This is a genomic window from Kiloniellales bacterium (assembly GCA_030064845.1).
Lineage (GTDB): Bacteria > Pseudomonadota > Alphaproteobacteria > Kiloniellales > JAKSDN01 > JASJEC01.
This window is the reverse complement of the sequence record JASJEC010000023.1, coordinates 23,129-48,866: the sequence shown is the minus strand read 5'-3', so window position 1 is coordinate 48,866 and position 25,738 is coordinate 23,129. Positions and strand designations below refer to the sequence as shown.

26 protein-coding genes are annotated in these 25,738 nt (G+C 67.9%); 5 read left to right on the top strand and 21 right to left on the bottom strand.

The genetic code is table 11. The features are described 5' to 3' along the window. Positions 1-11: 11 nt before the first annotated feature. Both QNJ67_10780 and recQ read right to left on the bottom strand, forming a co-directional pair. The gene (locus QNJ67_10780) at positions 12-647 is read right to left on the bottom strand and encodes an FMN-binding negative transcriptional regulator (GenBank protein MDJ0609450.1); all 636 of its coding nucleotides are present in this window, start codon (positions 645-647) and stop codon (positions 12-14) included. Positions 648-859: 212 nt separating this feature from the next. Continuing rightward, positions 860-2,674: a DNA helicase RecQ gene (recQ, locus tag QNJ67_10775; GenBank protein MDJ0609449.1), complete on the bottom strand. Its 1,815-nt coding sequence runs from the start codon at positions 2,672-2,674 to the stop codon at positions 860-862. Between the two features lie 122 nt (positions 2,675-2,796). Here recQ and QNJ67_10770 point away from each other — a divergent pair, with 122 nt between their 5' ends. Genes QNJ67_10770 through QNJ67_10760 form a run of 3 tightly spaced genes read left to right on the top strand, consistent with a single transcriptional unit; the run spans position 2,797 to position 5,500 of the window. Further along, a complete protein-coding gene (locus tag QNJ67_10770) occupies positions 2,797-3,378 on the top strand; it encodes a hypothetical protein (protein ID MDJ0609448.1) in 582 nt (193 codons plus the stop codon). Next, positions 3,378-4,250, top strand: coding sequence for a tetratricopeptide repeat protein (locus QNJ67_10765; GenBank protein ID MDJ0609447.1), 873 nt, complete (start codon positions 3,378-3,380; stop codon positions 4,248-4,250). The genes QNJ67_10770 and QNJ67_10765 overlap by 1 nt, the downstream gene beginning before the upstream one ends. Continuing rightward, entirely contained in the window at positions 4,247-5,500 is a 1,254-nt protein-coding gene (locus QNJ67_10760) for an ATP-binding protein (GenBank protein ID MDJ0609446.1), read from the top strand. Before QNJ67_10765 ends, QNJ67_10760 begins: the two co-directional genes overlap by 4 nt. Before the next feature lie 118 nt (positions 5,501-5,618). Here QNJ67_10760 and QNJ67_10755 read toward each other — a convergent pair whose 3' ends face one another. The 6 genes from QNJ67_10755 to QNJ67_10730 form a co-directional block, all read right to left on the bottom strand. Then, complete coding sequence (locus QNJ67_10755) at positions 5,619-6,398, bottom strand: succinate dehydrogenase iron-sulfur subunit (protein MDJ0609445.1); 780 nt, start codon at positions 6,396-6,398, stop codon at positions 5,619-5,621. A gap of 117 nt (positions 6,399-6,515) precedes the next feature. Beyond that, positions 6,516-8,318, bottom strand: a complete 1,803-nt coding sequence (gene sdhA / locus QNJ67_10750; protein ID MDJ0609444.1) for a succinate dehydrogenase flavoprotein subunit — start codon at positions 8,316-8,318, stop codon at positions 6,516-6,518. 4 nt (positions 8,319-8,322) lie between these two features. Continuing rightward, positions 8,323-8,703, bottom strand: a complete 381-nt coding sequence (sdhD, locus tag QNJ67_10745) for a succinate dehydrogenase, hydrophobic membrane anchor protein (protein ID MDJ0609443.1) — start codon at positions 8,701-8,703, stop codon at positions 8,323-8,325. Further along, complete coding sequence (gene sdhC / locus QNJ67_10740) at positions 8,700-9,101, bottom strand: succinate dehydrogenase, cytochrome b556 subunit (GenBank protein ID MDJ0609442.1); 402 nt, start codon at positions 9,099-9,101, stop codon at positions 8,700-8,702. The genes sdhD and sdhC overlap by 4 nt, the downstream gene beginning before the upstream one ends. 1,176 nt (positions 9,102-10,277) lie before the next feature. Continuing rightward, positions 10,278-11,366 carry a MaoC family dehydratase gene (locus tag QNJ67_10735; GenBank protein ID MDJ0609441.1) on the bottom strand — a complete coding sequence of 363 codons (1,089 nt, stop codon included), beginning with the start codon at positions 11,364-11,366 and terminating at the stop codon, positions 10,278-10,280. Between the two features lie 2 nt (positions 11,367-11,368). After that, positions 11,369-12,259, bottom strand: coding sequence for a CoA ester lyase (locus QNJ67_10730; protein MDJ0609440.1), 891 nt, complete (start codon positions 12,257-12,259; stop codon positions 11,369-11,371). 133 nt (positions 12,260-12,392) lie between these two features. Between QNJ67_10730 and pdxY the strand changes: the two genes are divergently transcribed. Continuing rightward, positions 12,393-13,262, top strand: a complete 870-nt coding sequence (pdxY, locus tag QNJ67_10725; protein ID MDJ0609439.1) for a pyridoxal kinase PdxY — start codon at positions 12,393-12,395, stop codon at positions 13,260-13,262. A 14-nt stretch (positions 13,263-13,276) separates the two neighbouring features. Here the strand turns inward: pdxY and QNJ67_10720 are convergent, their stop codons facing one another. From QNJ67_10720 to QNJ67_10695, 6 genes are all read right to left on the bottom strand, one after another. Then, positions 13,277-14,572: a GAF domain-containing sensor histidine kinase gene (locus QNJ67_10720; protein MDJ0609438.1), complete on the bottom strand. Its 1,296-nt coding sequence runs from the start codon at positions 14,570-14,572 to the stop codon at positions 13,277-13,279. Between the two features lie 181 nt (positions 14,573-14,753). After that, the gene (locus QNJ67_10715) at positions 14,754-15,170 is read right to left on the bottom strand and encodes a CBS domain-containing protein (protein ID MDJ0609437.1); all 417 of its coding nucleotides are present in this window, start codon (positions 15,168-15,170) and stop codon (positions 14,754-14,756) included. Then, positions 15,167-15,517 (bottom strand): P-II family nitrogen regulator, encoded by a 351-nt coding sequence (locus QNJ67_10710; protein ID MDJ0609436.1) that lies wholly within the window; start codon positions 15,515-15,517, stop codon positions 15,167-15,169. The genes QNJ67_10715 and QNJ67_10710 overlap by 4 nt, the downstream gene beginning before the upstream one ends. Positions 15,518-15,525: 8 nt before the next feature. After that, a complete protein-coding gene (locus tag QNJ67_10705) occupies positions 15,526-16,329 on the bottom strand; it encodes a DUF1538 domain-containing protein (protein ID MDJ0609435.1) in 804 nt (267 codons plus the stop codon). After that, positions 16,326-17,066 carry a DUF1538 domain-containing protein gene (locus QNJ67_10700; GenBank protein ID MDJ0609434.1) on the bottom strand — a complete coding sequence of 247 codons (741 nt, stop codon included), beginning with the start codon at positions 17,064-17,066 and terminating at the stop codon, positions 16,326-16,328. Before QNJ67_10700 ends, QNJ67_10705 begins: the two co-directional genes overlap by 4 nt. Positions 17,067-17,286: 220 nt before the next feature. After that, positions 17,287-19,083, bottom strand: a complete 1,797-nt coding sequence (locus tag QNJ67_10695; GenBank protein MDJ0609433.1) for a monovalent cation:proton antiporter-2 (CPA2) family protein — start codon at positions 19,081-19,083, stop codon at positions 17,287-17,289. Positions 19,084-19,161: 78 nt separating this feature from the next. Between QNJ67_10695 and QNJ67_10690 the strand changes: the two genes are divergently transcribed. After that, positions 19,162-19,590: a GIY-YIG nuclease family protein gene (locus QNJ67_10690; protein MDJ0609432.1), complete on the top strand. Its 429-nt coding sequence runs from the start codon at positions 19,162-19,164 to the stop codon at positions 19,588-19,590. On the opposite strand, the gene QNJ67_10685 is transcribed toward QNJ67_10690, so the two are convergent. The 7 genes from QNJ67_10685 to QNJ67_10655 form a co-directional block, all read right to left on the bottom strand. Next, positions 19,578-20,594, bottom strand: coding sequence for an aspartate-semialdehyde dehydrogenase (locus tag QNJ67_10685; GenBank protein MDJ0609431.1), 1,017 nt, complete (start codon positions 20,592-20,594; stop codon positions 19,578-19,580). The genes QNJ67_10690 and QNJ67_10685 overlap by 13 nt on opposite strands. A 137-nt stretch (positions 20,595-20,731) precedes the next feature. After that, positions 20,732-20,902 (bottom strand): hypothetical protein, encoded by a 171-nt coding sequence (locus QNJ67_10680; GenBank protein MDJ0609430.1) that lies wholly within the window; start codon positions 20,900-20,902, stop codon positions 20,732-20,734. A 353-nt stretch (positions 20,903-21,255) separates the two neighbouring features. Further along, positions 21,256-22,368: a 3-isopropylmalate dehydrogenase gene (gene leuB / locus QNJ67_10675; GenBank protein MDJ0609429.1), complete on the bottom strand. Its 1,113-nt coding sequence runs from the start codon at positions 22,366-22,368 to the stop codon at positions 21,256-21,258. Between the two features lie 297 nt (positions 22,369-22,665). Next, positions 22,666-23,274, bottom strand: a complete 609-nt coding sequence (gene leuD / locus QNJ67_10670) for a 3-isopropylmalate dehydratase small subunit (GenBank protein ID MDJ0609428.1) — start codon at positions 23,272-23,274, stop codon at positions 22,666-22,668. 11 nt (positions 23,275-23,285) lie between these two features. Beyond that, complete coding sequence (locus tag QNJ67_10665) at positions 23,286-23,579, bottom strand: hypothetical protein (protein ID MDJ0609427.1); 294 nt, start codon at positions 23,577-23,579, stop codon at positions 23,286-23,288. Positions 23,580-23,584: 5 nt separating this feature from the next. Further along, positions 23,585-25,006 (bottom strand): 3-isopropylmalate dehydratase large subunit, encoded by a 1,422-nt coding sequence (gene leuC / locus QNJ67_10660; protein MDJ0609426.1) that lies wholly within the window; start codon positions 25,004-25,006, stop codon positions 23,585-23,587. A gap of 115 nt (positions 25,007-25,121) precedes the next feature. Then, on the bottom strand, positions 25,122-25,709 hold the full coding sequence (locus tag QNJ67_10655; GenBank protein ID MDJ0609425.1) for a DUF882 domain-containing protein: 588 nt from the start codon (positions 25,707-25,709) through the stop codon (positions 25,122-25,124). Between the last annotated feature and the right edge of the window lie 29 nt (positions 25,710-25,738).

Here is a 25,738-nt window from a genome sequence, read left to right as displayed (position 1 = left end):
TGTCCGCCGCGTCACGCGAGGATCTTGCGCATGACGCCGCCCAGTTCCCGGTCGCCGGCCCGGCCGCTGGCTTCCAGCGCCGCGATGACGGCGGTCCGGTCCTCCGCCGGGCGGTTCTGGCTGAGCTTGGCCTTGGCCTCGACTCGCGTGACGGGGATCTCGAAGGCGACGATGCCGCGCATCATCCTGGCTTCGTAGTCCGCCGGTTGGCTGTCCAAAGTCCAGGGTGTTTCGAAGCCCTGCTCGTAGCCGTCGGCCAGGCGCACCATCATCGCGCGCATCTCCGCCGGGGCCTCGACCAGCCGCGGCCGGCCGTAGAGGTGGACCGCGAGGTAGTTCCAGGTCGGCACCGCCGGGCCCGGCTGGTACCAGTTGGGCGAGACATAGCCGTGCTCCCCCTGGAACACCACCAAGGCCTCCTGCTCTGCCGCCGCCAAACGCGCGAAGTCCCGCCAGTGGGCGTTGGCCCGCGCCATGTGGCCGAGCAGGGTCCCCTTCGGCCCCGCGGCGGCGTCCCAGAGGAACGGCAGGTGCGTCGCCTGGGGCGCGCCGCCGGGCGCGGTCACGAGAAGGCCGAAGGAGAACTGCCGGATTATCCGGTCGATCTCGGCTTTGTCGTCCAGGGCAAAGACCTGTGGAACATACATGGCGCGCGCTCCTCTTGGCGGGAGGCGCACCCTATGGAAATTGGCGGAACGACGAAAGGGCCACTCTCCCGCCCGATTGTGGGACCACAGTTACGGCATAATCACCCTTGTCATGGCCGGACTTGATCCGGCCATCCAGAGCCACCGCACAATGGCGACCGGCATCCCTGGATGCCCGTGTCGAGCACGGGCATGACAACGGAGAGAGGGCCTCAGCCCTGGGCGTGCTCGGCGATCACGCCGAGGAAGGTCTCGCCGTAGCGGGCCAGCTTGCTCTCGCCGATCCCGGTGATGCCGGTCAGCTGTTCCAGCCGGTCCGGCTTGAGCCGGGCCAGCTCGGCCAGGGTGGTGTCGTGGAAGATGACGTAGGGCGGCACGCCCTGGGCCTTGGCGAGATCCAGGCGCTTGGCGCGCAGCGCCGAAAACAGGCTCTCGTCGAGCGGCTGGTCGAAGATCCGCCGCTTGGGCTTGTCCTTGGCCCCCTTCTCCTTGAGCGCCCGGGCGAGGTCGCGGCGCAGCTCGATGCTCCGCTCGCCCCGCAGCACCGGGCGCGCGCCGGGCCCGAGGCGCAGGCCGCCGTGGCCCTCGATGTCGACCGTCAGGAGGCCGTGGGCGACCAGCTGGCGGAAGATCGAGCGCCATTCGTCGCGCCCGTGCTCCTTGCCGATGCCGTAGGTGCTGAGCTTGTCGTGGCCGAAGCGTGCGACGCGTTCGGTCTGGCCGCCCAGCAGCACGTCGATCAGGTGCCCCGCGCCGAAGATCTGGCCGGTCCGGTAGACGCAGGACAGCGCCTTCTGGGCTGCGACCGTGCCGTCGAACACGGGCAGGGGATCGAGGCAGACGTCGCAGTTGCCGCAGGGCTCCTCCAGGGTCTCGCCGAAGTAGTCGAGCAGCACCTGACGCCGGCAGCGGGTCGACTCGCAGTAGCCGAGCAGGGCGTCGAGCTTCTGGCGCTCGATTCGCTTCTGGCCGTCCGGCGCGGCCGAGCCCTCGATGAAGCGGCTGTGGGTGAAGAGATCCTCCAGGCCGTAGACCATCCAGGCGTCCGAGAGCAGGCCGTCGCGCCCGGCCCGGCCGGTCTCCTGGTAGTAGGCCTCGACCGATTTCGGCAGGTCGAGGTGGGCGACGAAGCGGACGTCGGGCTTGTCGATCCCCATGCCGAAGGCGATGGTCGCGACGATAACCACGGCGTCCTCCTTCAGGAATCGTTCCTGGTGGGCGTTCCGCGTCCCTGCCTCGAGACCGCCGTGATAGGGCAGGGCCGTGAAGCCGCGCTGGCTGAGCCACTCGGCCGTCGTCTCGACCCGGTCGCGGGTCTGGCAGTAAACGATGCCGGCGTCGCCGCGGTGCTCCTGCTCGAGAAAGGCGAGAAGCTGTTGGCGCGGCCGCGTCTTGGCCTGGACGCGGTAGCGGATGTTCGGCCGGTCGAAGCCGGCGACGAAGACGCGGCCGTCCGGCAGGTCGAGCTGGGCCAGGATGTCGCGCCGGGTCGGACCGTCCGCGGTCGCCGTCAGCGCCAGGCGCGGCACGCCGGGAAAGCGCTCCTTGAGGGCGCTCAGCCTGCGGTACTCGGGCCGGAAGTCGTGGCCCCACTGGGAGACGCAGTGGGCCTCGTCGATCGCGATGAGCGCGAGGCGGCAGCGGCCGAGCAGGGCGAGGAAGCTCTCCGTGTTGAGCCGCTCGGGGGCGACGTAGACCAAGTCGAGCTCGCCGGCTTCGAGCGACCGCTCGATATGAATCGCCTCGCCGTAGGGAAGGGTGGAATTGAGCGCCGCCGCCCTGACCCCGGCCTGGCGCAGCGCTTCGACCTGGTCGCGCATTAGGGCGATCAGGGGCGAGACCACCACGGCCGTGCCCGGCAGGGCCAGCGCCGGGATCTGGTAGCAGAGCGACTTGCCGCCGCCGGTCGGCATGAGGACCAGGGCGTCGCCGCCCGCCATGACGTGGTCGATGATCTCGGCCTGCTGACCGCGAAAGGCCTCGAAGCCGAAGACGTTCTGCAGGATCTCGCGCGAATCGGCGGACATGGCGCGAGTCTACTGCGAAGCCCGAGCGCCGGGCCAGCGCCGCAAGGCCCGCGGGCGGGGAAAATTCCGGTCCAACCCGGGTAAACAGGAAATTAACCGCGCCTGCTTTCTTATGGAGCCGAATGCAAAAGAAGGCCGCGACGGAGAAAGCGCGGCAGAGCGAGGCGAAAGTGGCCGAAGGCTTTAGCGACGATCTGTTGGCCCCCTCCCTGCAGGGCCGGGTCTACACGGTCGAGCCGCCGGCCAAGCGGCCCTGGCGCCTCGGCCCGCAGTTCTTCGTCGCCTTCTTCGGCGGCAGCCTGGCCATCACCTTGATCGCTTTCCTGAACGCCGGGCGCCTGGGGCTCCCCGCCGGGCGGCGCTGGTCGATGCTCGGGGTCGGCCTGGTCTGGGGCCTCATTGGCCTCGCCGTCGTGATTCACGGCTTCATGAACCTCGAGGCCAGCGGTGAGCTGGTCGGCAGCGGCGTCGCGCCGGAAACGCTGCTCCGCATCGTCGGCAAGGCCTTCGCGCTACTGCTCTTCGGCCTGTTCTACCTGCTCCAGCAGAAACCCGACCGGGCCTATGGCTACCGCTATGCCAGGGCGGAGGAGCCCTATGCCTCGCTCTGGGTCCCCGGCCTGCTGGCGATCGTAGGCTTCGCCGCCCTTCAGGTGGCGATCATCGCCTTTTTCATCGGGGCGCAGCGGGAAGGGCTTCTCTAGTGCAGGAAACACGAGAACGCCTGGCCCTGGCGGAGCACTATCTGGCCATCGAGTCGCCGGACAAGGCGCTGGCGGCGCTCGCGTCCGCTGAAGGCGAGGCCGCGCAGCTCAGCGACTTCCATCTTCTGCGCGCCCGAAGCCTGCGCCGGCTGGAGCGGCCCGACGAGGCGGACCGGGCCATCGTGGCCGGCCTCGAGATCGACCCGGAGGACACCGCCCTGCTCGCGCTGGCCTCGGAATCCTGCCAGGACAGGAACGACCTCTCGGGCGCCGAGCGCATGATCCTCCGTGCCCTCGAAGTCGATCCCGAGGAGCCCTTCCTGCTCTGCCAGTACGCCCGGCTGGTCGGCCAGGCGCTGCAGTTCGACAAGGCCGGAAAGCTGATCGAGCGCGCGGCAGAGATCGACCCGGAGTCGCCCGCGATCCTGCCGAGCCGCTACACCCTGGCGGTCTTCCAGGGGCGGAACCGGGAAGCCGCCAAGATCGCCCGGGAGCTGGTCGGTCAGGATCCGGACAACCCCAACGCCCTGCTGGCCAGCGGCCTGACCCTGGCCGAGCTCGGCCACCTGTCGGAAGCGCGCAAGCAGACCGGCAACGCCGTCGCCCTCAGCCCCGAGACCGCCGAGGGCTACCAGGAGGAACTGCGCGACATCAAGGTCCGGTCCCACTGGTCGCTGGCAATCCTGGCGCCGATCAACCGGCTGGGGCCCGGCGCCTTCTGGTTCGGCTTCATCGTGCTCTTCATCGGCCTGAACCTGGCGGGCCTGAAGACGGCCGCAATCGTCGTGCTGGCCGTCTATCTCTCGCTGGCCGCCTATTCCTGGATCGGTCCCTGGGTTGTTCGGAAGATCCTGCAGCGAGGACGCGCATGACCGCAGACCGAATCGACTCGCTCCGCCAGGCGCTGGAGCTCGGGCCCGACAACCACGGCCTGCGCCTCCTGCTCGCCGAGGAGCTCGCCGCCGGCGGCCACACGGCCGAGGCGCTCGCCGAGTACGAGACGGTCATGCAGGCCGGCGCCCTGCCCGACCAGGCCCTGGTCCAGGTCGGCACCCTGGCCCTGGACGCAGGGCAGCGCGAATTGGCCATGCGCTGCTTGAATCAGGCCCGGCAACGCGGCGTGGTCGAGGGACTGAGCGCGCTGGAAGACGCGCTGACCCAGCTGCTCTCCAAGGATGGCGTGGTCCAACTCACCCGGGTGCGCACGGCGGCGACCGAAGAGAAGCCGGAGGCCGCGAGCCCGGAACCCGCCATCCTGTTCGACGATATCGCCGGCCTCAAGGACACCAAGAAGGTGGTCCACCGCATGATCATCCTGCCGTTCCGCCGGCCCGAGCTCTACGAGCGCTTCGGCCGGAGCGGCGGCGGCGGCGTCATGCTCTACGGGCCGCCGGGCTGCGGCAAGACCATGCTGGCGCGGGCGACCGCCGGCGAATGCGACCTGCCATTCTTCAACATCCGGATCGAGGAGATCCTTAGCCCCTATATCGGCGAGAGCGAGAGAAACCTGCACGGGGCCTTCGAGGAGGCGCGGGTCAACGCGCCCGCCGTGGTCTTCCTCGACGAGATCGACGCGCTCGCCTTCGCCCGGCGGAAGCACTACGGCGGCGCCGGGCGCGCCCTGGTCGATCAGCTGCTGCAGGAACTGGACTCGATCGGCTCGGAAAACGAGAACCTGCTGGTGATGGGGGCGACCAACGCGCCCTGGGACGTCGACGACGCCCTGCAGCGCCCCGGGCGCCTGGGCCGGCGGATCTTCGTGCCGCCGCCGGACGCCGCGGCGCGCCGGGACCTGCTGGAGACGGCCCTGAAGGAGCGGCCGAAGCGGGACATCGACGTCGCGGGCCTGGTCGCCCGGACGCCCTTGTTCAGCGGCGCCGACCTCGCCGCGCTGATCGAGCGGGCGATCGACGGCGCAATCGAGGACTCCCTGGAGGCGGAGGACGAGGTTTCCCTCGCCATGCCGCACTTCGAGGAAGCGCTTTCCGACCTGCGCCCCAGCACCCTGGACTGGCTGCAGCGGGCCGACAACTACGTCGAGTTCTCCAACCGGGGCGAGCGCTACAAGGACATCGAGAGGTACCTGCGCTCGAAAGAGGTCAGGGCGGCGCGCAAGGTCTAGCGCCCCCGCGTCTCGCGTTGTCTGTCTCTATCCCTCTGCGGCTTTGCCGGGACCGGAGGTCCAGCGCTCCCCGCTCCGCGCTCTCCACAGCGGGGAGAGGGCCGGTGAGGGGCCTACTCTATCCCCGGCGGGCCACCATGAGTCGCTTGATGTCGGCGATGGCTTTCGCCGGGTTCAGATGCTTGGGACAGGTCCGCGTGCAGTTCATGATCGTGTGGCAGCGGTAGAGCCGGAAGGGGTCCTCCAGCTGGTCGAGCCGCTCGCCGGTTGCCTCGTCCCGGGAGTCGGCGATCCAGCGATAAGCCTGGAGCAGGATCGCCGGCCCCAGGTAGCGGTCGCCGTTCCACCAGTAGCTCGGGCAGGAGGTCGAGCAGGAGAAGCAGAGAATGCATTCCCACAGGCCGTCGAGCTTCTCGCGCTCTTCCGGCGACTGCAGGCGCTCGCGCTCCGGCGCCGGGGTCTCGGCCTTGAGCCACGGCTCGATCGAGGTGTACTGGGCGTAGACCTGGGTGAAGTCGGGCACCAGGTCCTTGACCACGGGCATGTGCGGCAGGGGATAGACCTTCACGTCGCCCTGCACCTCGCTGATGTACTTGGTACAGGCCAGCGTGTTGCTGCCGTCGATGTTCATCGCGCAGGAGCCGCAGACTCCTTCGCGGCAGGAGCGCCGGAAGGTCAGCGTCGAGTCGACCTCGTTCTTGATCTTGATCAGCGCATCCAGGACCATCGGGCCGCAGTCGTCGAGATCGACCTCATAGTTGTCGACCGAGGGCGTCTCGCCGGAATCCGGGTTCCAGCGATAGACCTTGAAAGTCCTGGTCCGGGTCGCGCCGTTCGGTGCCGGATGGCTCGCGCCTTGCCGGATCTTCGAGTTAGCGGGGAGGGCGAATTCGACCATGGCCAGCTATGGCTCCTGTCTAACGTGCGTCCAACAACCTCGTGTCATGCGCGGACTGGACCTTGCTATGACACCAATGGGAGGGCGTGTTCCAACATCGTTTTGATGCGCCGCCCCTCAGTAGACCCGCGCCTTGGGCGGGAAGGACTGGACTTCGTTGGTCATGGGCTGGAGGCGCACGGCCCGGTAGTCGATCGAGACCTTGCCGTCCTCGCCGCACCACATAAGGCTGTGCTTCATCCAGTTCTCGTCGTCGCGCTCGGGGTAGTCCTCGCGGGCGTGACCGCCGCGGCTTTCGGTGCGGTTGTTGGCGCCGTGGATGGTGACCGCGGCCTGGTAGATCAGGTTGTCGAACTCCAGCGTCTCGACCAGGTCCGAATTCCAGATCATCGAGCGGTCCTCGACGCCGATCTGCTGGCGCTTGGCCCAGGCCTGGTCCATGAGGTCGACGCCTTCCTGCAGCACATCGCCGGTGCGGAAGACGGCGCAGTGGTTCTGCATGATCTTCTGCATCTCGAGGCGCAGCGCGGCGGTCCGAACCTCGCCCTTGGCGTGGCGCGCCTTGTCGAGGCGGGTCAGCGCCAGCTCGTCGGCGTCGAGCGGCAGGGGCCGGTGGCTTTCGCCCGGCTTCATCACCTCGGCGCAGCGCTTGGCCGCGCCCCGGCCGAACACGACCAGGTCCAGCAGCGAGTTCGACCCCAGGCGATTGGCGCCGTGCACCGAGACGCAGGCCGCCTCGCCGATCGCCATCAGCCCCGGCACCGGGGTCTCGGCCCCGGATCCGTTCGCGCCGTTCGCCTTGGTCACCACCTCGCCGGTATAGACCGCCGGGATGCCGCCCATGTTGTAGTGCACCGTCGGCAGCACCGGCATGGGCTCCTTGGTGACGTCGACCCCGGCGAAGATCCGCGCGGTCTCGGAGATGCCGGGCAGGCGCTTGGCGATCACCTCCGGATCGAGATGCTCGATATGCAGGTGGATGTGGTCTTTCTCCGGGCCGACGCCGCGGCCCTCGCGAATCTCCAGCGACATGGCCCGGCTGACCACGTCGCGACTGGCCAGGTCCTTGGCGCTGGGCGCGTAGCGCTCCATGAAGCGCTCGCCCTCGGAGTTGGTCAGATAGCCGCCCTCGCCGCGCACGCCCTCGGTGATCAGGCAGCCGGCCGAGAAGATGCCGGTCGGGTGGAACTGGACGAACTCCATGTCCTGGAGCGGCAGGCCCGCGCGCAGCACCATGGCGTTGCCGTCGCCGGTCTGGGTGTGGGCGCCGGTGCAGGAGAAGTAGGCCCGGCCGTAGCCGCCGGTCGCCAGGATCGTGTTGTGCGCCGTGAAGCGGTGGATCGTTCCGTCGTCCAGGTTCCAGGCGACGACGCCCCGGCACTGGCCGTCCTCCATCATGAGATCGAGGGCGAAGTACTCGATGAAGAACTCGGCGCGGTGCTTCAGGCTCTGCTGGTAGAGCGTGTGCAGCATGGCGTGGCCGGTGCGGTCGGCGGCGGCGCAGGTGCGGTGGGCGATGCCCTCGCCGAAGCGGGTGGTCATGCCGCCGAAGGGGCGCTGGTAGATCTTGCCCTCGGGCGTGCGGCTGAAGGGCACGCCGTAGTGCTCGAGCTCGATGATCGCGGGGATCGCCTCGCGGGTCATGTACTCGATGGCGTCCTGGTCGCCGAGCCAGTCGGAGCCCTTGACCGTGTCATACATGTGCCAGCGCCAGTCGTCCTCGCCCATGTTGCCGAGCGCGGCCGAGACGCCGCCCTGGGCCGCAACGGTATGGCTGCGGGTCGGGAAGACCTTGCTGATACAGGCGGTCTTCAGGCCGGCCTCGGCCAGGCCCAGGGTCGCGCGCAAACCGGCACCGCCGGCGCCGATCACGACGACGTCGTAGGTATGGTCGACGATTTCGTAGGCGGTCGTGGTCATGTCGCTACACCCTGAAGAGAATCATGAGGACCGAGAGGACCCCGATCAACGCGAGGACGATGGCCGCGGCCTTGACCAGGAGCAGCAGCGCCAGCTTCCAGCCTTCGTGATGGACATAGTCCTCGATCACGACCTGGAGGCCGAGCTGCGCATGGAAGAAGGTCGCGCCGATCAGCAGGATCAAGAGCCCGGCGACGACCGGGGAGCCGATCCAGGCGATCATGGCGGCATGGTCCGCGCCGGCCAGGGAGGCGGTCGAGGCGGCGAACCAGAGCGCGAGTGGGATCATGGCCAGCGCGGTCAGGCGCTGCGCCCACCAGTGCCCGACGCCTTCCTTCGCGGCGCCGAGGCCGCGCACCCGGCCCAGTGCCGATCGCTGGCTCATAGGCCTGCCCCGCCCATAACGAAATACCCGAGGCCCCAGGCGGCCAGGGTCAGTGTCAGGCTGCCGACCAGGACCGCCCAGCCGGTCCGGTAGACCACCGGGAGATCGAAGCCCCAGCCGGCGTCCCAGGAGAGATGCCGGATGCCGTTGCAGAGGTGATAGAACAGCGCGAAGGTCCAGCCGAACAGCAGCAGCCGGCCGATGATCGACCCGGTCAAAGCCTGGGCCTGGCCGAAAGCCTCGGGCCCGGCGGCGGCGGCGGCGAGCCAGTAGATCAGCAGCAGCGTGCCGAAGGCCAACGCGACTCCGGTGAGGCGGTGCATGATCGAGAGCACCGACGTGAGCTGCGGGCGGTAGACCTGCAGGTGCGGGGAGAGCGGCCGATTGCTGCTTGCCATGACGTCCTTTGCTGGGAACCAACGCGGCCCGGCGCGGCGGCCCTATGCCACCGTAATCCCACCTGTTTACGTCTGGGGCCGTCATCTGGTTTAGACCGCAGGCCCCCCCAAGTCAACGAAGCCCCGGCAGGTTCGCTAGAACCTTCAGAGACCGCCGGACGCGGCGTTCGGAGAGCCGCTTGGAACCCCTCTGCGGGTCTTCGCGCGCGCCGCGCCGGCGAACGTGACGGCCTGTGGAAAAGCCTGTGGAGGACGCCGGGAGCACCTGTGCAAGCGACACGCGATTATGCACAGGAAAATGAAATTGATGCGGCATTGCTTGTTGAGACTAAAGCGCAACAGAGCCACCCTGAACCTGCACGCGATAGCGCCGGTGTCGGACAGCGCGGGCCGCTCGAGAGGGCGAGACTTCCACCGAATGGTTTCCGCCGGGAGGGGGAGGTCAAGTCAGATCAAGCGATCCACGTTTGATGGCGCCGGGGGCCTCGAGGTCCCTTCGGGGGTCAAGAGGCTCGGCGAGGCCGGTGAGGCCTGCTTCGGCAGGTCGTGGGGTCTAGGTCGGAGGCTTGCTTCCGGTCGCGGCCCCGGTCATCGGCCCGGAAGGCGGCGGACACGGGAATTATCGCCTTCCGGTTTTAGCTGCCGCTCGCCTCGTGCGGCGCGGCGGCTGGGTTGAGAGGCGGTCCCTCGCGGGACCGGATCGGCGGCTCCGGGTTGCGGGATACCTTCGCGGGCGTCCTTGGAGCGCGAAGCCTAGATCGGCGAGCCCTCGGGCTCCGTTCCCCTCGGCCTTGCATTAGGGATCGTTCGCTGCCGGCCTCGTGCCGGCGCCGGTCCCCGGTGTAGCCGGAAGCCCCAGGGTTCTCGATGGCCCCGCCGACCGACTAGGGTTTGTGGTCCTTGAGGGCGTCAGCCTTCGGGTCGGCCGAATTGAGGGCCGCGTCCCCGCCGGGCGGACTTCGGATCTTCGGAACCGGGTCCGCCGACGCGGGGAGCCGCAAAGACAAACCCCGCCGCTTCGTGGGCAGGAGCCGTCACAGGTTCCACGAGGCGTCGGGGTTTTGTGCCTCTCCAGGGGCACGGTCGAGAGAGTGATCTCTCGAACCCGGCGCCTCGTCCTTATGGCGATTCGCCGCGTCCGTCAACAAAATTTTGTGTTCTTCGGAAAATTTTCTTCTAGATATTGTGGTCCTCGCCGGCGCCTCGCGAAACTGGCGCACGCCACCAGCACCGCGGCAAGAGCACCACGTAATCAAGATCGAGTACGACCGCGGGGTCGTAATTGCCGTCGGAATCCTTGTAAGGGAAGTCGCCGCAGGCCCGATCCTTGGTCGCCACGGTGCGCACACGCAGGGCGCCGAGGTCGTTTCGCCCAGGTATCTCGAGCTTCTCCAGGATCTCCGACCAGGCGTAGATCGTGTCGCCGGCAAAGCTCGGCGCCGTGTGGGAACCGCCGTTGATCGCCACAATGTGGAACGCCCCGGAAAGGCCGTTGTAGCTCAGCGCCCGGGCAATCGAGATGACGTGGCCGCCGTAGACGATCCGGCGCCCGAAGCGGCCGTCTTTCTCGACGTGGTGGTTGAAGTGCACCCGGGCCGTGTTGTGATAGAGACGGGTGGCCATCTGGTGCTCGGCTTCCTCGATGGTCATCCCGTCCTGGTGGTCGAAGCGGTCGCCGGCCCTGTAATCCTCCCAGGCGCCGCCCTCGGCGTTCTCCGCCGTGATCCTTACGCCCGTCGGCATCACCAGCTTGTCGACGGTCACCTGCCCGGGCAGTTCCGGCACCCGGGGCGGCCCGACCTCGGCCTCGGGATCGCGCTTGCGCACCATGACCCAACGAATGTAGTCGAGCACGCGTTCGTCATCCTCCTTGAAGCCCTCGGTGCGTACATAGACCACCCCGGTCTTGCGGTTCGAGTTCTCCTTGAGGCCGATCACGGTGCTGATGGCGCTCAGGGTGTCTCCGGGGTAGACCGGCGCGAGGAATCGACAGTTGGCGTAGCCCAGGTTGGCGACGGCATTGAGCGAGATATCCGCCACGCTTTGGCCGAAGACACAGTGAAACACCAAGAGATCGTCGAGCGGCGCCCGCTCGTAGCCGATCTTCCGGGCGGCCGGGGTCGAGGCCTGCACGGCGAAGCGGCTACCGTAGAGGGCCGTGTAAAGGGCCTGCTCGCCTTCCGTAACGGTCCGCGCAGGACCGTGGGACAACGAAACCCCTTGGATGAAGTCCTCGAAGAAGTTGCCCGGATCGGTCCTGGACACGGCTACTCCGCCGCCGTCGCTTGTTCCATCTCGGCGATCGCCTCGGCCAGGGCGACCAGGCGCTTGGCGTTCTCCACGTGGAGGTTTTCGATCAGCTTGCCGTCGACCACGATCACGCCCTTGCCCTCGGCGCTGGCCTGGGCGTGGGCCTCGATGATGCGGTGCGACCAGGCGACGTCCTGCTCCGAGGGGCCGAAGACCTCGTTGGCCTTGGCGATGGTCTTGGGGTGGATCAGGGTCTTGCCGTCCATCCCGAGTTCCCGGCCCTGGCGGCAGGAAGCGGCGAAGCCCTCGTCGTCCTGCAGGTCGAGGTGCACCCCGTCGAGGATCGCCAGGCCGTAGCCGCGCGCCGCCAGCAGGCAGAGGCTGAGGCTGGCGAGCACCGGCAGGCGCTCGGGCGTATGGGCCGCCTGGAGGTCCTTGACCAGGTCGGAGGTCCCCATGACGAAGCAGGAGACCCGTGGCGAGGCCGCCGCGATCTCTTCGGCGTGGAGCATGCCGAGCGGGGTCTCCATCATGCACATGATCGCCATCTCGGCCGGCGCGCCGGCCGCCGCCATCTTGGACTCCAGTGCCTGGACCATGGCCGCGCTCTCGACCTTGGGCAGCAGGATCGCGTCGGCCCCGCTGGTCGCCATGGCCTTGACGTCGTCCTCGCCCCAAGGGCTGTCGAAGCCGTTAACCCGCACGATCAGCTCGCGCAGCCCGTAACCGCCGGCCTTGACCGCCGCGACGATCTGGTCGCGCGCTGTCGCCTTGGCGTCGGGCGCGACGGCGTCCTCCAGATCCAGGATCAAGGCGTCGGCCTGCAGGCTGCGGCCCTTTTCGAGGGCACGCGCATTGGACCCCGGCATGTAGAGAACGGAACGGCGGGGCCGGGCGGTCGCTGTCATGGTCGGTCCTTCTTGCGAAGCGGGCGCCGTCGGGCATCATGGCGGCCGGCGGCTGGCGTTTTCGGGCCGCGACTATAAACAATGGCGCGCCCCAGGCAAGCTGGCGGGCGCGCCACCGGGAAACATCACCGCCATGGCCATCCTATCCCTCCAGTCCCACGTCGTTTACGGCCACGTCGGCAACGCCGCCGCGGTCTTTCCCCTGCAGCGCCTCGGCTTCGAGGTCTGGCCGGTGCACACGGTGCAGTTCTCCAACCACACCGGCTACCCCGGCTGGACCGGGCGGGTGTTCGAGGCGGCGCACGTCGAGGAGCTGGTGCGCGGCGTCGCCGAGCGGGGGGTGCTCGGCACCTGCGAGGCCGTGCTCTCGGGCTACCTGGGCAGCGCCGCGGTCGGCGCCGCGATCGCCGACGCCGTCGCCCGGGTCAAGGCGGCGAACCCCGCCGCGCTCTACGTCTGCGATCCGGTCATGGGCGACCGGGAGCAGGGCCTCTTCGTGCAGCCCGAGATCCCGGACTTCATGCGCCGCCGGGCCATGCCCCTGGCCGACATCGTCACGCCGAACCCCTTCGAGCTGGAGGTTCTGGCGGGCCGGGCGGCCGACAGCCTGGACGCGGTCCTGGCCGGCGCGCGGCGCCTGATCGATCTCGGCCCGGGGCTGGTGCTGGTGACCAGCGTCCGCCATCCGGGCGTCGGGGCCGGCGAGGTCGCCATGGTCGCCGTCACCGCCGAGGCGGCCTGGCAGGTGGTGACGCCCTTCATCGCTCTCGACCCGCCGGCGAACGGCGCGGGCGACGCCCTGGCCGCGCTCTTTCTCGCCTTCTATCTGCGCAGCGCCGGTCGCGACGAGCGGATCCCGTGGGCCCTCTCGCTCGCGGCCGACGCGATCTTCGCCGTGATAGAGGAGACCAGGGCGGCCGGCACCCGCGAGCTCCAGCTGATCGGCGCCCAGGACGCGCTCGCATCGCCCGCCGGGCGTTTTCCCGCGGCCGCCGTGAAGTAGTCCGCGGCGGCGGATCAGGCGTGCTGGGCGATGGGGTCGTCGGGCTGGACCCGGTAAGGCGGGAAATGCAGCGACACGATCGTGCCGGCGCCCGGCCGGCTGCGGATCTCGAGACTGCCGTCGTGAAGCTCCATCAACCGCTTGGACAGCGGCAGGCCGAGCCCCGAGACCTGGCCGCGCGTAATGGTCCGGCCGGGGCGCCCGTAGGGCCGCAGGGCCGCCTTGATCTGACGCGGCGACATGCCGCTGCCGGTGTCGACGATCTCGACCGTCGCGCCGCCGCTCGCGTCGCGGGACTCGGCGACCGTGATCGTGCCGCCCGGCTCGGTGAACTTGAGCGCGTTGCCGATCAGATTGAGCAGGATCTGGCCGACCAGCCGCCGGTCGGCCTTGAGGTGGGTCGCGTCGGACATGAGCCGCGTCTTCAGCGCGACGTCGCCGCGGCGGCTCTCCTCGACGAAGATGTGGAAGCACTCGTCGACTAGGTCGGGCAGCGAGAAGGGCCGGTCGTTGGGGCGGAGATCGCCGTGCTCGAGCCGCGCGAAATCGAGGATGTTGTTCACCAACTCCAGCAGGTGGCGCCCGCTGCGGCAGATGCAGTCGGCATACTCCAGGTACTTTTCATTGCCGAGCGGCCCGAAGATTTCGGCCTGCATGGTCTCGCCGAAGCCCAGCACCGCGTTGAGCGGCGTCCGCATTTCGTGCGCCATCGCGGCGAGCACGCCGAAGCGCGCCTCGCGCAGGAGGTTCAGTTCGGGCGGCGAGAGCAGGCTGTGGAACTCCGTCGCCTTGACCCGTTTCAGCCTGAGACGCAGCTTGTGCAGCTCCAGCTCGCTCATCGCGAGGTTCGCGAGATCGGTCAGCCGGGCTATCTGCTCTTCGTTCAGGAGCGGCCGGGGCTTCCGGTCGATGACGCAGAGGGTACCCAGACGGAAACCCTGCGGCGAGATCAGCGGTGCGCCTGCGTAGAACCGCAGCTTCACCTCGCCGGTGACCAGCGTGTTGTCGGCGAAGCGCGGGTCCTTGGTCGCATCGGGCACCTGCATCACGCTGTCGTCGAGGATCGCGTGGGCGCAGAACGAGACCTCGCGCGGCGTCTCGTCGGCGCCGAGGCCGTAGCGCGACTTGAACCACTGCCGCTGCGCGTCCACCAGGACGATCAGTGCGATCGGGACATCGAGGACCGTGGCGGCGAGTCGGGTGATCGAATCGTAGGCCGGCTCGGGGGGCGTATCGAGGATTTCGTAGCCGCGCAGCGCTTCCAGGCGGTGGAGCTCGTTGAAGAGAACGGGACCCTTGGCAGAAACCATGGGTTGAGGCGCTCCCAAAGAAATTCTAGTTGTCTATCTTATGTATATAAAGAAGTTAGTCCAAGCATATCAAGCACAATCCCCAGGAGTTATCGCAGGATTCTGCCCGCAACTGCGTGATTCTGGTAGAGAATCCAAAGCGCGCTCGGCCGGGGCCGTGGACGAGCGTGGATCTCCGGCGTCAGGAATCGTCACCGGCGTCCATCGGTATATAGCGATAGACCATGTCCCGCATGGTCACGATCCCGACCACCTTGCCGTGCTCGAGCACCAATCCGCGCGAGAGTCCGAAGCGCACGAGTAGGCGGATCGCGTACTTGATGTTCATGTCGGCGTCCATGACGATGACCGGCTTCGACATGATTTGGTAGACCGACGTTCGATCCGGCGAGCGGTCTTCGCCGATCACCTTAGCCGCGATGTCCTGCACGACCAGGATGCCGTATTCGTCGCCGTCGTGCCGGCGGTCGATAACCAGGGAGCTGACCTGGTGGCGCTTCATGACGTCCATGGCATGGGTGACTGAGGCGAGGCCGTCGATCATATGGGGCGACGGCGTCATGACGTCGCGGACTTTGAGGTAGCTGTCTTCGCTCATATCTGATCCTCGATTTCGCTCTCGATGGTGGAGATCTGAGACCGCAGGCCCACCGCGTCTTCGATGTCGACCTGGAAGGCGATGCCGCTGCCCGGCACCTCCTCGAAGCGCGCGGCCTTGGCGATCGTCTCCAGGATGTGCCGGCTGAGATGCTGCTCGACCAGAAGCAGGACCACGTCGCGCAAACCCTCCACGGTCAGGCCGAGGAAGGTCTTGGAGGGCTTGAGCCCCTCGCCGCGGGCGGAGGTGATGACCGTGCAGCCGGTCGCGCCGGTCTCGCGCGCGGCGTCGATGACGGCGTCGGTCAGGTCGTCGGTGACCAGGGCCACGATCAGTTTGAACTTCATTCGGGCTCCTATTCTTCTGTAGTGACGGACCCGGCGCGCTTGCGGCGGCCGGCGAGCCAGCCGGTTATCTGGGCATAGACCATGACCGTGATCATGGGAAACAGGCTGGCGAGGGCGATCAGTCCGAAACCGTCGATCAGAGCGCTGCGCCCCGGGATGGTCGATGCGAGACCGAGCCCGAGCGCGGTGACCAGGGGCACGGTCACGGTCGAGGTCGTCACGCCGCCGGAATCGTAGGCGAGCGGGATGATCGCGCGCGAGGCGAAGACCGTCTGGATGATGACCAGAAGGTAGCCGATGATCATGTAGATGTAGAGGGGCGTGCCGGTGATGATCCGGAAGGCGCCGAGCGCGATCGAGGCCGCGACGCCGACGGCGACGGCCAGCCTGAGGCCCCAGGCGCTCAGGCTGCCGCCGGAAATCTCGTTGGCCTTGATCGAGACGGCGATCAGGGCGGGCTCGGCGACCGTGGTGGCGAAGCCGATCGCGGCGGCGAAAACGTAGACCCAGGCATAGTCGCGCCAATCGACCTGGCCGGCCGCGACGTCGCTCGCGTTGCCGACGAATTCCGGGTTGGTCAATTGCCGGGCCATGACCTCGCCCAGCGGAAAGAGCGCCTTCTCCAGGCCCACGAGAAACAGCGCCAGGCCGACGATGGCATAGACGAAGCCGAGCAGGACGCGCTTCAGCCGAGGGATGCGCGCCCGCAGCACTGCCACCTGGAATACCACCAGGATGACAATGATCGGCAGGACGTCGAGGACGGTCTCGAAAAGCGACTGCGCGAAGCCAACTATCCAGCCTTCGTTCATCCGTGCACCGCCATGCCGTAGATCAGGACGAAAATGATCGGCATCAGGCTCGCGAAGGCGATCAGCCCGAATCCGTCGATCATGGGATTGCGGCCGCGCAGTACGCTAGCCAATCCGACTCCCAGGGCGGTGACCAACGGCACCGTTACGGTGGAGGTGGTGACGCCGCCGGAATCGAAGGCCACGCCGACGATCTCTTCCGGCGCAACGAAGGTCATCGGCACGACGAGCAGGTAGCCGCCGATGATGAAAAACTGAATCGGCCAACCCTTGAGGATCCTGAACACACCGATCACAAGAGAGACGCCGACGGAAATGGCCACGGTCAGCCGCAGGCCGTCGGCATAGTTTTCCTGGGATTCTTCGCTGGCCGGAATCGCTTTTGCTTCAGCCGCCACCTCGGCTGCTTCCTCGGTCACGGCGATCAAGGCCGGCTCGGCCACCGTGGTCCCGAAGCCGAGAGCAAAAGCGAATACCAAAAGCGAGACGAGCACACCCCGGCGCGCAAAGGCCTCGGCCATGGTCTCGCCGAGCGGGAAGATGCCCATCTCCAAGCCCCTGATGAAGAGGGTCAGGCCGGTCGTTACGAAGAGCAGGCCGATCAGCGTTTCAGTCAGGTCGGGGAAGGGCTGCTGCAGGACCGCGATCTGAAAGAAGGCGACCACCAGAACGATCGGGGCAAGATCGCGCGAGCTTTGGAGGAAAAGGCGTCCGAGCGCCGCCAGGGACTGGATCATCACTTAAGGTCTATCGCGAGTCGCGATCCGAGTTCTAGCCCCTTTAGCGGCTGAATGGCCACGAATGCCGTCACTAGAGCAGATCCGGGTTTGGCTGAATCGCCGGAGGCGATCCATCAAACCCGGTCCATCTGCTCTAACAAGTTGATATCGAGCGGATTCACATGTCTTTGCCGGAACCGCGAAGCGTTTCCGTCAAAACATGATCCGCTCTAGCCGCCTAATCGACGACCGAGCCCTGCTTCCGTTCGGCCTCGGCGTCCTCGGCGAAGATCTCCTCCAACTCCGCCGCCGCCTGCTTGGCCGCATCGATCAGGCGCGCCTCGTCGTGGTCCTCGCCCAGATGGCTCGCCAGGCGCGACTCGTCGTGCGCCCGGAACATCTTGATCGCCTTCTCCGCCTGGTAGTCGTCGAGGCCAAGCTCCTCGAGCACACCACGCGCCACGTCCAGACTGGAGAGATAGGTCTCGCGGATCACGACATGGGCCCCGGCCTCCATCAGCTTGAGCGCATGACGGCGGTCCCGCGCCCGCGCGAAGATCTTGAGATGGGGGAAGTGCCGCCGGACGGTCTCGGCGGTCGCCAGGGAGTCTTTCACGTCGTCGACCGCCAGGACGAAGATCACGGCCTTGTCGGCCTTGGCGGCGTGCAGCAGGTCGAGGCGCGCGGGGTCGCCGTAGTAGACCTTGTTGCCGTACTTCTTGACGAAGTCGACCTGCTGCTGGCTGATCTCCAGCGCCGTGAAGCCGATGTGCTTCGCCCGCAAAATGCGCGCGATGATCTGGCCGAAGCGGCCGAAGCCGGCGATGATCACCTGGTTCTCCTCGCCGTCTGGAATCTCGTAGTCACCGGGGTCGGCCGCTTCGGCGGTCTTGCGCAGGACCTTGTCGTCGAACAGGTAGAGCAGCGGCGTCAGGATCATCGACACGATCACGCCCAAGACCAGCAGGCTGACGAGGTCCCGATCGATGACGCCGGTCTGCACCGCCAGCGCGAAGACCACGAAGGCGAACTCGCCGCCCTGGGAGATCGAGATGGCGAGATGGCGCGCGCCCTCGCTGTTCAGGCCGACCCACTTGCCAAGTCCGAAGAGGATCGCGAACTTCAGCGCGGTCAGCCCCAAGGCCACGGCGAGGATGGTCAAAGGTTTCTCCGCCGCCAGGCCGAAGTCGATGTACATGCCGACGGCGATGAAGAAGAGGCCGAGCAGCAGACCCTTGAAGGGCTCGATGTTGGCCTCCAGCTCATGGCGATACTCGGACTCGGCGAGCAGCACGCCGGCGATGAAGGCGCCCAGCGCCATGGACAGCCCGACCTGATAGACGATCAGTGCGGTGCCGATCACGGTCAGCAGGGTCATCGCAGTGAAGACCTCGCGGATGCGGGTCCAGGCGACGATGCGCAGGACGTGACGCAGAAGGAAGTGGCCGACGATGATCACGGCGGCCAGGACACCGACGACGGCGAGCATCTCGAACAGGAGCGAACGGTCCAGCTCGTCGGCGATGTCGGCGCCGAGCACCGGCACGACAGCGATCAGCGGGATCGCCGCCATATCCTGGAACAGCAGGATCGAGAAGGCGGTCCGGCCGTAACGGGTGGTCAGCTCGCTGCGCTCGGCGAGGATCTGGAGGGCGAAGGCGGTCGAGGAGAGGGCCAGCGCCAGGCCGGCGATCACCGACGTCTGCCACGGCCAGCCGAAGAGCGCGCCGACCCCGCCGATCACGAGGGCGGAGAGGCCGACCTGGAGGCCGCCGTAGCCGAAGACCGACTTGCGCATGACCCAGAGGCGGTTCGGCTGCAGCTCCAGTCCGATGATGAACAGCAGCAGGACGACGCCGAGCTCGGCGAAGTGCAGGATCGAGTCGACGTCGCTGATCAGCTTCAGCCCCCAGGGGCCGATGACCGCGCCGGCCGCGAGGTAGCCCAGCACGGAACCCAGCCCGAGCCGCTTGGAGATCGGGACGGCGACGACCGCCGCACCGAGAAAGACGGCGGCTTGTCCGAGTAGCGACATGGCCCACCTCCGCGCCGAATCGACCTAAGATGCAAGCTTGATACACCACCGACCGGTTTGTTGAAATCCGGCGTGCCGATGATCGTCCCCAGCCGAGAACTCTGCCGCCTGCCCCGGGAACCGGGCGCCTACGTTCTGGTCATCGACCTGACGCGGGAGCTCGCGCTCGATCTCAAGGCGCGCAGCGCCGTGGTGCTCGCCCCCGGCCGTTACGCCTACTGTGGCAGCGCCTATGGACCGGGCGGTCTGCGGGCGCGGATCGGCCGCCACCTGCGCCCGGACAAGGCGTTGCGCTGGCATATCGACCACCTGACGTCGGCCGGCCGCGTGACCGTCCTGGCCGGCGTGCCCGGGGGCCAGGAGTGCGCATTGCTAAGGCGGGTTCTGGCGGTCAGAGGCGCGGGCGTCCCGGTCCCGGGATTCGGCAGCTCAGACTGCCGGCGCTGCCCGGCGCATCTCACCTCGGTCCCGGCGGATTTCGAGCCGAGAGCGGATCAGTTAAGGTAGTCGCTGGTCAGCTTCTCGGCGATCTGCACGGCGTTGAGCGCCGCGCCCTTGCGCAGGTTGTCCGAGACGACCCAGAGCGCGAGGCCGTGCTCGACCGTCGGGTCGCTGCGGATGCGGCTGACGAAGACCGCGTCCTCGCCGGCGCACTCGGCTGGGGTGACGTAGCCCTCGTCGAGCCGGTGGTCGATCACCGTGACGCCCGGCGCGGCGCGCAGGGCGTCGCGCGCCTCCTCGACCTCGATCGGGTTCTCGAATTCCAGGTTGACCGCCTCGGCGTGGCCGATGAAGACCGGCACGCGCACGCAGGTGGCGCTGATCTTGATCGCCGGGTCGAGGATCTTCTTGGTCTCGACCACCATCTTCCACTCTTCCTTGGTCGAGCCGTCGTCCATGAAGACGTCGATGTGGGGAATCACGTTGAAGGCGATCTGCTTGGTGAACTGTTCCGGGCGGACCGGCTCGTTCACGTAGATCCCGCGGGTCTGATTGAACAGCTCGTCCATGGCGTCCTTGCCGGAGCCCGAGACCGACTGGTAGGTCGCCACCACGACCCGATTGATGCGCGCCAGGTCGTGCAGCGGCTTCAGGGCCGTCACCATCTGGATGGTCGAGCAGTTCGGATTGGCGATGATGTGGCGGCGGGTGTAGCCCGCGATGTCGTCGGGATTGACCTCGGGCACCACCAGGGGAACCTCCGGGTCCATGCGGAACTGCGAGGTGTTGTCGATCACCACGGCGCCGGCCTTGGCGGCGCGCGGCGCCTGCTCGGCCGAGACCTTGGCCCCGGGCGAGGAGAGCAGGATGTCGGTGCCCTTGAAGTCGAAGGTCGAGAGGTTCTGGACTTTGAGCTCGTCGTCCTCGCCGAACGACACGGTGGCGCCGGCCGAACGCTCCGACGCCAGTGCGATCACGTCGTCCGCCGGAAAGGCCCGCTCCGAGAGCGTGGTCAGGATCTCGCGTCCGACCGCTCCCGTCGCGCCGGCGACGGCAACTCTGTAGCCCATGGAACTCTCCGCCCCAATCCGATTAAGGAGGCTAGGAGGTACGCCCTCTCCGCGCAAAATTCAAGCGCCGCAGCCGGCTTGCCGGCGGCGGCGCTCAAGCATGCGGGCGCGCGCTGGGCGTCGCCCGGAACAAGGCTCTACTGGGTGCGGCCCTGGGGCCGTTGAGTCTGCGGCAGAGGCTTGGTCGCCTGATCGGTCTGGGCAACCTCGAGGCTGCTGGTGCTAGCCGTTTTCATGGATCCGCTGCAGGCGAGGGCCGGGGCGGTGAAGCCGATGACAGCCGCTGCAACCAGGGCATACTTGAGCATTCCGGGGACTCCCGCGTTTGAGGAACAGAACCCCCAACTTAAGTGCTCCCGGCCCCCGGTGCAACTCGAGGCAGTGTGAACTTTAGAAGACGATGAAGAAGGGGCCGCCCGTTACGGGGCGGCCCATTGCGTTTACCAAAACGCAGAGAGGCTTTGGAGCTGTTCTTCGAGGGCGGCAGCGCCGGCGGAGGGCTGACCGCCAGATCGCCGCCCGGGCGGGCTGCGATGGCCACCGAGGGCTCTCGTTCTCTCGACCCTCTTATCCCGAAGAGACTAAGCTCAAATGGGGTTTCCCCAGGGGAAGTCCAATCAAGGGCTTGTGAGGCGACGTCACCCGCCGCGACGGATCTGCTTTAGCGCGTCCGTGAACCAAGCTCCTCGAGCACCGCGTTGCCCATCGCGCCGGTCGAGACCTGGGTCATGCCGTCCTGCATGATGTCGGCGGTGCGCAGGCCCCGGTCGAGCACGCGGGCGACCGCGCCCTCGACCAAGTCCGCCCCGCGCGCGTCGTCGAAGGAATAGCGCAGCATCATGGCGAGACTGAGCAGGCAGGCCAGCGGATTGGCCTTGTCCTGTCCCGCGATGTCGGGCGCGCTGCCGTGGACCGGCTCGTAGAGCGCCTTGCGGTTGCCTTCCGCGTCGGCCGCGCCGAGCGAGGCCGAGGGCAGCATGCCGAGCGAGCCGGTCAGCATGGCCGCCGCGTCGGACAGCAGGTCGCCGAACAGGTTGTCGGTCACGATCACGTCGAACTGCTTGGGATCGCGCACCAGCTGCATGGCGCAGTTGTCAGCGTACATGTGGGAGAGCGCGATGTCGGCGTAGTCGGCGTCGTGCAGCTTCTGCACCTCCTCGCGCCAGAGCACGCCCGACTCCATGACGTTGGCCTTCTCCACGGAGCAGACCCGCCGGTCGCGCTTGGCGGCCAGCTCGAAGGCGACCCGGGCGACCCGGTGGATCTCGCCGGTGGTGTAGGTTTGGGTGTTGACGCCGCGCCGCGAGCCGTCCGGCAAGGTCTCGATGCCGCGCGGCTCGCCGAAGTAGATGCCGCCGGTCAGCTCGCGGACGATCATGATGTCGAGGCCCTGCACGATCTCCGGCTTCAGGGTCGAGGCCGAGACCAGGGCCTCGAAGCAGAGCGCAGGGCGCAGGTTGGCGAAGAGCTCCATCTCTTTACGCAGCTTCAGGAGGCCGCGCTCCGGCTTGATCTCGAAGGGCAGGCCGTCCCACTTCGGCCCGCCGACCGCGCCGAGCAGCACGGCGTCGGCGGCCATGGCCTTGTCCAGGGTCGCGTCGGCCAGGGGCACGCCGTGGGCGTCGATCGCGGCGCCGCCGACCAGGTCCTCCTCGATGTCGAAACCAGCCAGGCCCTCGGCGCCCATCCAGTCGAGGACGCGGGTCACCTGGGCAACGCACTCCGGGCCGATGCCGTCTCCGGGCAGCAGCAGGACTCTTCTGTTCGACGGCATGGCGCGCCTCCCCCCTTGGTTTCTTCCGGCCTTACGCGGCGTTTCGGGTAGCCCAAACGACGGGGCGGCGCAAGATCAGCCGCTCCCAATCTGGAGCGGAGCTACCGGGTTTGATCAATTGCGTCTGGCGATGCCGTCAGACCCAGACTTGCTCTAACAGAGCTGAAACAGCCTGGAGCATTTGATCACGGTCATCCTTCGACAAGCTCAGGATGAGGGTAAATGCTGAAACATCTCCCCCTCACCCTGAGCCTGTCGAAGGGTGATGGTGCCAGCTAGCCTCGTCCTTGGAAGTTGCTACCGCTGGAGCCAGGGCTCGGTCTGCTGCTGCTTGGCCTCGAAGGCGTCGATGGCCGAGGCCTTCGCCAGGGTCAGGCCGATGTCGTCGAGGCCGTTCAGCAGGCAGTGCTTGCGCCAAGGGTCGACCTCGAAACGGATCGTGCCGCCGTCCGGGCCCTGGATGGTCTGGGACTCGAGGTCGACCGTGATGGTCGCGTTGGCGCCGCGCTCGGCGTCGTCCATCAGCTTGTCGACCTCTTCCTTGGGAAGAACGATCGGCAGGATCCCGTTCTTGAAGCAGTTGTTGTGGAAGATGTCGGCGAAGGAGGTGCCGATCACGCAGCGGATGCCGAAGTCGAGCAGTGCCCAGGGCGCGTGCTCGCGCGACGAGCCGCAGCCGAAGTTGTCGCCGACCACCAGGACCTGGGCCTTCTCGTAGGCCGGCTGGTTGAGCACGAAGTCGGTCTTCTCGCCGTCCTTCCCGTAGCGCAGGTCGCGGAACAGGCCCTCGCCCAGGCCGCTGCGCTTGATCGTCTTGAGGTAGCGCGCCGGGATGATCTTGTCGGTGTCGACGTTGACCATCGGCAGAGGCGCGGCCACGGCCGTCAGGGTCGTGAACTTGTCCATCCCGGTACCTCCTAGTACCCCATCCAATAGGCGGTGAGCAGCTCCAGGTCGACCTCTTCGGGATCGCGCTCGCCCCAGCGCGGCGTTTCCCGGCGGTCCTGCCAGGACAGCACCTTGGTCAGGCCGCCGCGCCGCTGGTCGCGCTCCCAGAGCTCGAGGCGCCGGCGCGGCTCGGGCGCCTCCAGGGTCCAGACCACGCCGCGCACGCTGCGCAGCTTGCCGGTCCGGCGGTCGCGCACCGTCAGCTCCGGCGCGCTCTCTTCCGCTTCCGGCTGGTCGGGCTTGAGGATGATCGGCTGCGCCATGGCGCCTACCCCAGGATCTCGCGCACGTCGGCGAGGCGGCCGGTCACCGCCGCCGCCGCGGCCATGGCCGGGCTCATCAGATGGGTCCGGCCGCCCGGGCCCTGGCGGCCCTCGAAGTTGCGGTTCGAGGTCGAGGCGCAGCGCTCGCCGGGCTTCAGCTTGTCGGCGTTCATGGCGAGACACATGGAGCAGCCCGGCTCGCGCCAGTCGAAGCCGGCCTCGGCGAAGATCCGGTCCAGGCCCTCGGACTCGGCCTGCTCCTTCACCAGGCCCGAGCCCGGCACGATCATGGCGTGCACGCCCTCGGCCACCTTGCGGCCCTCGGCGACCCGGGCCACGGCGCGAAGGTCCTCGATCCGGCCGTTGGTGCAGGAGCCGATGAAGACCTTGTCGATCGCGATCTCCTTGAGCGGGGTCCCGGAGGCGAGGCCCATGTAGGCGAGCGAACGCTCGATGGCCTGGGCCTTGTTCTCGTCGGGTGCCGCCTCGGGGCCGGGCACCGCGGCCGATATCGGCAGCACGTCCTCCGGGCTGGTGCCCCAGGTGACCTGGGGCTCGATCTCGGCGGTCGAGAGCGTGACCTCCTTGTCGTAGGCCGCGCCCGGATCGGATGGCAGGGCGCGCCAGGCAGTCACCGCCTGCTCCCAGGCCCCGGCCTTGGGCGCCATGGGCCGGCCCATGAGGTACTCGAAGGTGGTCTCGTCGGGGGCGATCAGGCCGGCGCGGGCGCCGCCCTCGATCGACATGTTGCAGACCGTCATGCGGCCTTCCATCGAGAGGTCGCGGATCGCCTGGCCGGCGTACTCGATCACGTGGCCGGTGCCGCCGGCCGTGCCGATCTTGCCGATGATTGCCAGCACCAGATCCTTGCCGGTGATGCCGGTGGGCAGCGCGCCGTCGACCGTGATACGCATGTTGCGGGCCGGCTTCTGGATAAGGGTCTGGGTCGCCAGCACGTGCTCGACCTCGGAGGTGCCGATGCCGAAGGCCAGCGAGCCGAAGGCGCCGTGGGTCGAGGTGTGGGAATCGCCGCAGACGATGGTCATGCCCGGCAGGGTGAAGCCCTGCTCGGGCCCGATGATGTGGACGATGCCCTGGCGGATGTCGTCCATGTCGAAGATCGGCACGCCGAATTCGGCGCAGTTCTTCTGCAGGGTCTCGACCTGGATCCGGCTCTGCTCGTCGTCGATGCCCTGGCTGCGGTCGCTGGTCGGCACGTTGTGGTCCGGTACGGCCAGGGTCGCCTGGGGCCGGCGCACCGTCCGCCCGGCCAGTCGCAGGCCCTCGAAGGCCTGGGGCGAGGTCACCTCGTGGACCAGGTGGCGGTCGATGTAGAGCAGGCAGGTACCGTCTTCCTGACGGTCCACCACGTGGCTGTCCCAGATCTTGTCGAACAGGGTCCGCGGACCCTGCGCTCCGCCCGTCATGGCGCGGCCTCCCCCAACAAAAGGCTGTCCATCCCAAGAGGCTGGAGAATAGCGCGGCAGGCCCGCCACGGAAAGGCCGCGGGCGCCCGAATCAGCCCGCTGGAGCAGATCCGCTCTAGCTGCCCCAGCGGCGGACCCGGCCGGTGTCGACGTGCAGGAAGCCGGAGCGGGTGTAGAGCCCGACGCCGCCCGCCTTCATGTCGAGGGCCGTCCGGTGAACCGCCGCGAGATCGCGCTCGGGCAGGCGGAAATCGATCGCCATGCCGCGCATGTGGAGGCTCCGCTTGGCGACCCCGCCGCTGCGGCCGGCCAGCTTGGCGTTGGTCTTGGGCGAGCGGTAGGCGGAGATGATCTCGATCGGCGCGTCGCTGTCGAGCCGGCGCCGCACCGCGTAGAGCAGGTCGAGGACCCCCCGGTCCATGCGGTACACCTCACCCGTGCGCCAGTCGCGCAGGATATGGTCGATCGCGGCCAGACCCTCGGCGTCGTGCTGGCCGCCACGGACGTAGCGGGCCGTCAGCCGCTCGCCGGTATGCAGCGAGCGGAACGAGAGGCTGCGCTCCGGCGGCAGGCCGAGCCGGGCGGCCAGGGCGCTCCCGGCGGGCACGAGGCCGACGGTCGCGGCGGCTGCGGCGCCGGCGCCGACGTGGAACAGGAACCGCCGGCGCGACGGCAGGAGGTTCGGGCCGGTCTGGCCGCTCATCGGTACTGCTTGATTAACCATAATGCCTC

What these genes read in the sequence shown, in the direction of transcription:
- QNJ67_10780 (MDJ0609450.1), bottom strand. Translation starts at nt 647, where the DNA reads ATGTATGTTCCACAGGTCTTTGCCCTGGACGACAAAGCCGAGATCGAC.
- recQ (MDJ0609449.1), bottom strand. Translation starts at nt 2,674, where the DNA reads ATGTCCGCCGATTCGCGCGAGATCCTGCAGAACGTCTTCGGCTTCGAG.
- QNJ67_10770 (MDJ0609448.1), top strand. Translation starts at nt 2,797, where the DNA reads ATGCAAAAGAAGGCCGCGACGGAGAAAGCGCGGCAGAGCGAGGCGAAA.
- QNJ67_10760 (MDJ0609446.1), top strand. Translation starts at nt 4,247, where the DNA reads ATGACCGCAGACCGAATCGACTCGCTCCGCCAGGCGCTGGAGCTCGGG.
- QNJ67_10755 (MDJ0609445.1), bottom strand. Translation starts at nt 6,398, where the DNA reads ATGGTCGAATTCGCCCTCCCCGCTAACTCGAAGATCCGGCAAGGCGCG.
- sdhA (MDJ0609444.1), bottom strand. Translation starts at nt 8,318, where the DNA reads ATGACCACGACCGCCTACGAAATCGTCGACCATACCTACGACGTCGTC.
- sdhD (MDJ0609443.1), bottom strand. Translation starts at nt 8,703, where the DNA reads ATGAGCCAGCGATCGGCACTGGGCCGGGTGCGCGGCCTCGGCGCCGCG.
- sdhC (MDJ0609442.1), bottom strand. Translation starts at nt 9,101, where the DNA reads ATGGCAAGCAGCAATCGGCCGCTCTCCCCGCACCTGCAGGTCTACCGC.
- QNJ67_10730 (MDJ0609440.1), bottom strand. Translation starts at nt 12,259, where the DNA reads ATGACAGCGACCGCCCGGCCCCGCCGTTCCGTTCTCTACATGCCGGGG.
- pdxY (MDJ0609439.1), top strand. Translation starts at nt 12,393, where the DNA reads ATGGCCATCCTATCCCTCCAGTCCCACGTCGTTTACGGCCACGTCGGC.
- QNJ67_10720 (MDJ0609438.1), bottom strand. Translation starts at nt 14,572, where the DNA reads ATGGTTTCTGCCAAGGGTCCCGTTCTCTTCAACGAGCTCCACCGCCTG.
- QNJ67_10715 (MDJ0609437.1), bottom strand. Translation starts at nt 15,170, where the DNA reads ATGAGCGAAGACAGCTACCTCAAAGTCCGCGACGTCATGACGCCGTCG.
- QNJ67_10710 (MDJ0609436.1), bottom strand. Translation starts at nt 15,517, where the DNA reads ATGAAGTTCAAACTGATCGTGGCCCTGGTCACCGACGACCTGACCGAC.
- QNJ67_10705 (MDJ0609435.1), bottom strand. Translation starts at nt 16,329, where the DNA reads ATGAACGAAGGCTGGATAGTTGGCTTCGCGCAGTCGCTTTTCGAGACC.
- QNJ67_10700 (MDJ0609434.1), bottom strand. Translation starts at nt 17,066, where the DNA reads ATGATCCAGTCCCTGGCGGCGCTCGGACGCCTTTTCCTCCAAAGCTCG.
- QNJ67_10695 (MDJ0609433.1), bottom strand. Translation starts at nt 19,083, where the DNA reads ATGTCGCTACTCGGACAAGCCGCCGTCTTTCTCGGTGCGGCGGTCGTC.
- QNJ67_10690 (MDJ0609432.1), top strand. Translation starts at nt 19,162, where the DNA reads ATGATCGTCCCCAGCCGAGAACTCTGCCGCCTGCCCCGGGAACCGGGC.
- QNJ67_10685 (MDJ0609431.1), bottom strand. Translation starts at nt 20,594, where the DNA reads ATGGGCTACAGAGTTGCCGTCGCCGGCGCGACGGGAGCGGTCGGACGC.
- QNJ67_10680 (MDJ0609430.1), bottom strand. Translation starts at nt 20,902, where the DNA reads ATGCTCAAGTATGCCCTGGTTGCAGCGGCTGTCATCGGCTTCACCGCC.
- leuB (MDJ0609429.1), bottom strand. Translation starts at nt 22,368, where the DNA reads ATGCCGTCGAACAGAAGAGTCCTGCTGCTGCCCGGAGACGGCATCGGC.
- leuD (MDJ0609428.1), bottom strand. Translation starts at nt 23,274, where the DNA reads ATGGACAAGTTCACGACCCTGACGGCCGTGGCCGCGCCTCTGCCGATG.
- QNJ67_10665 (MDJ0609427.1), bottom strand. Translation starts at nt 23,579, where the DNA reads ATGGCGCAGCCGATCATCCTCAAGCCCGACCAGCCGGAAGCGGAAGAG.
- leuC (MDJ0609426.1), bottom strand. Translation starts at nt 25,006, where the DNA reads ATGACGGGCGGAGCGCAGGGTCCGCGGACCCTGTTCGACAAGATCTGG.
- QNJ67_10655 (MDJ0609425.1), bottom strand. Translation starts at nt 25,709, where the DNA reads ATGAGCGGCCAGACCGGCCCGAACCTCCTGCCGTCGCGCCGGCGGTTC.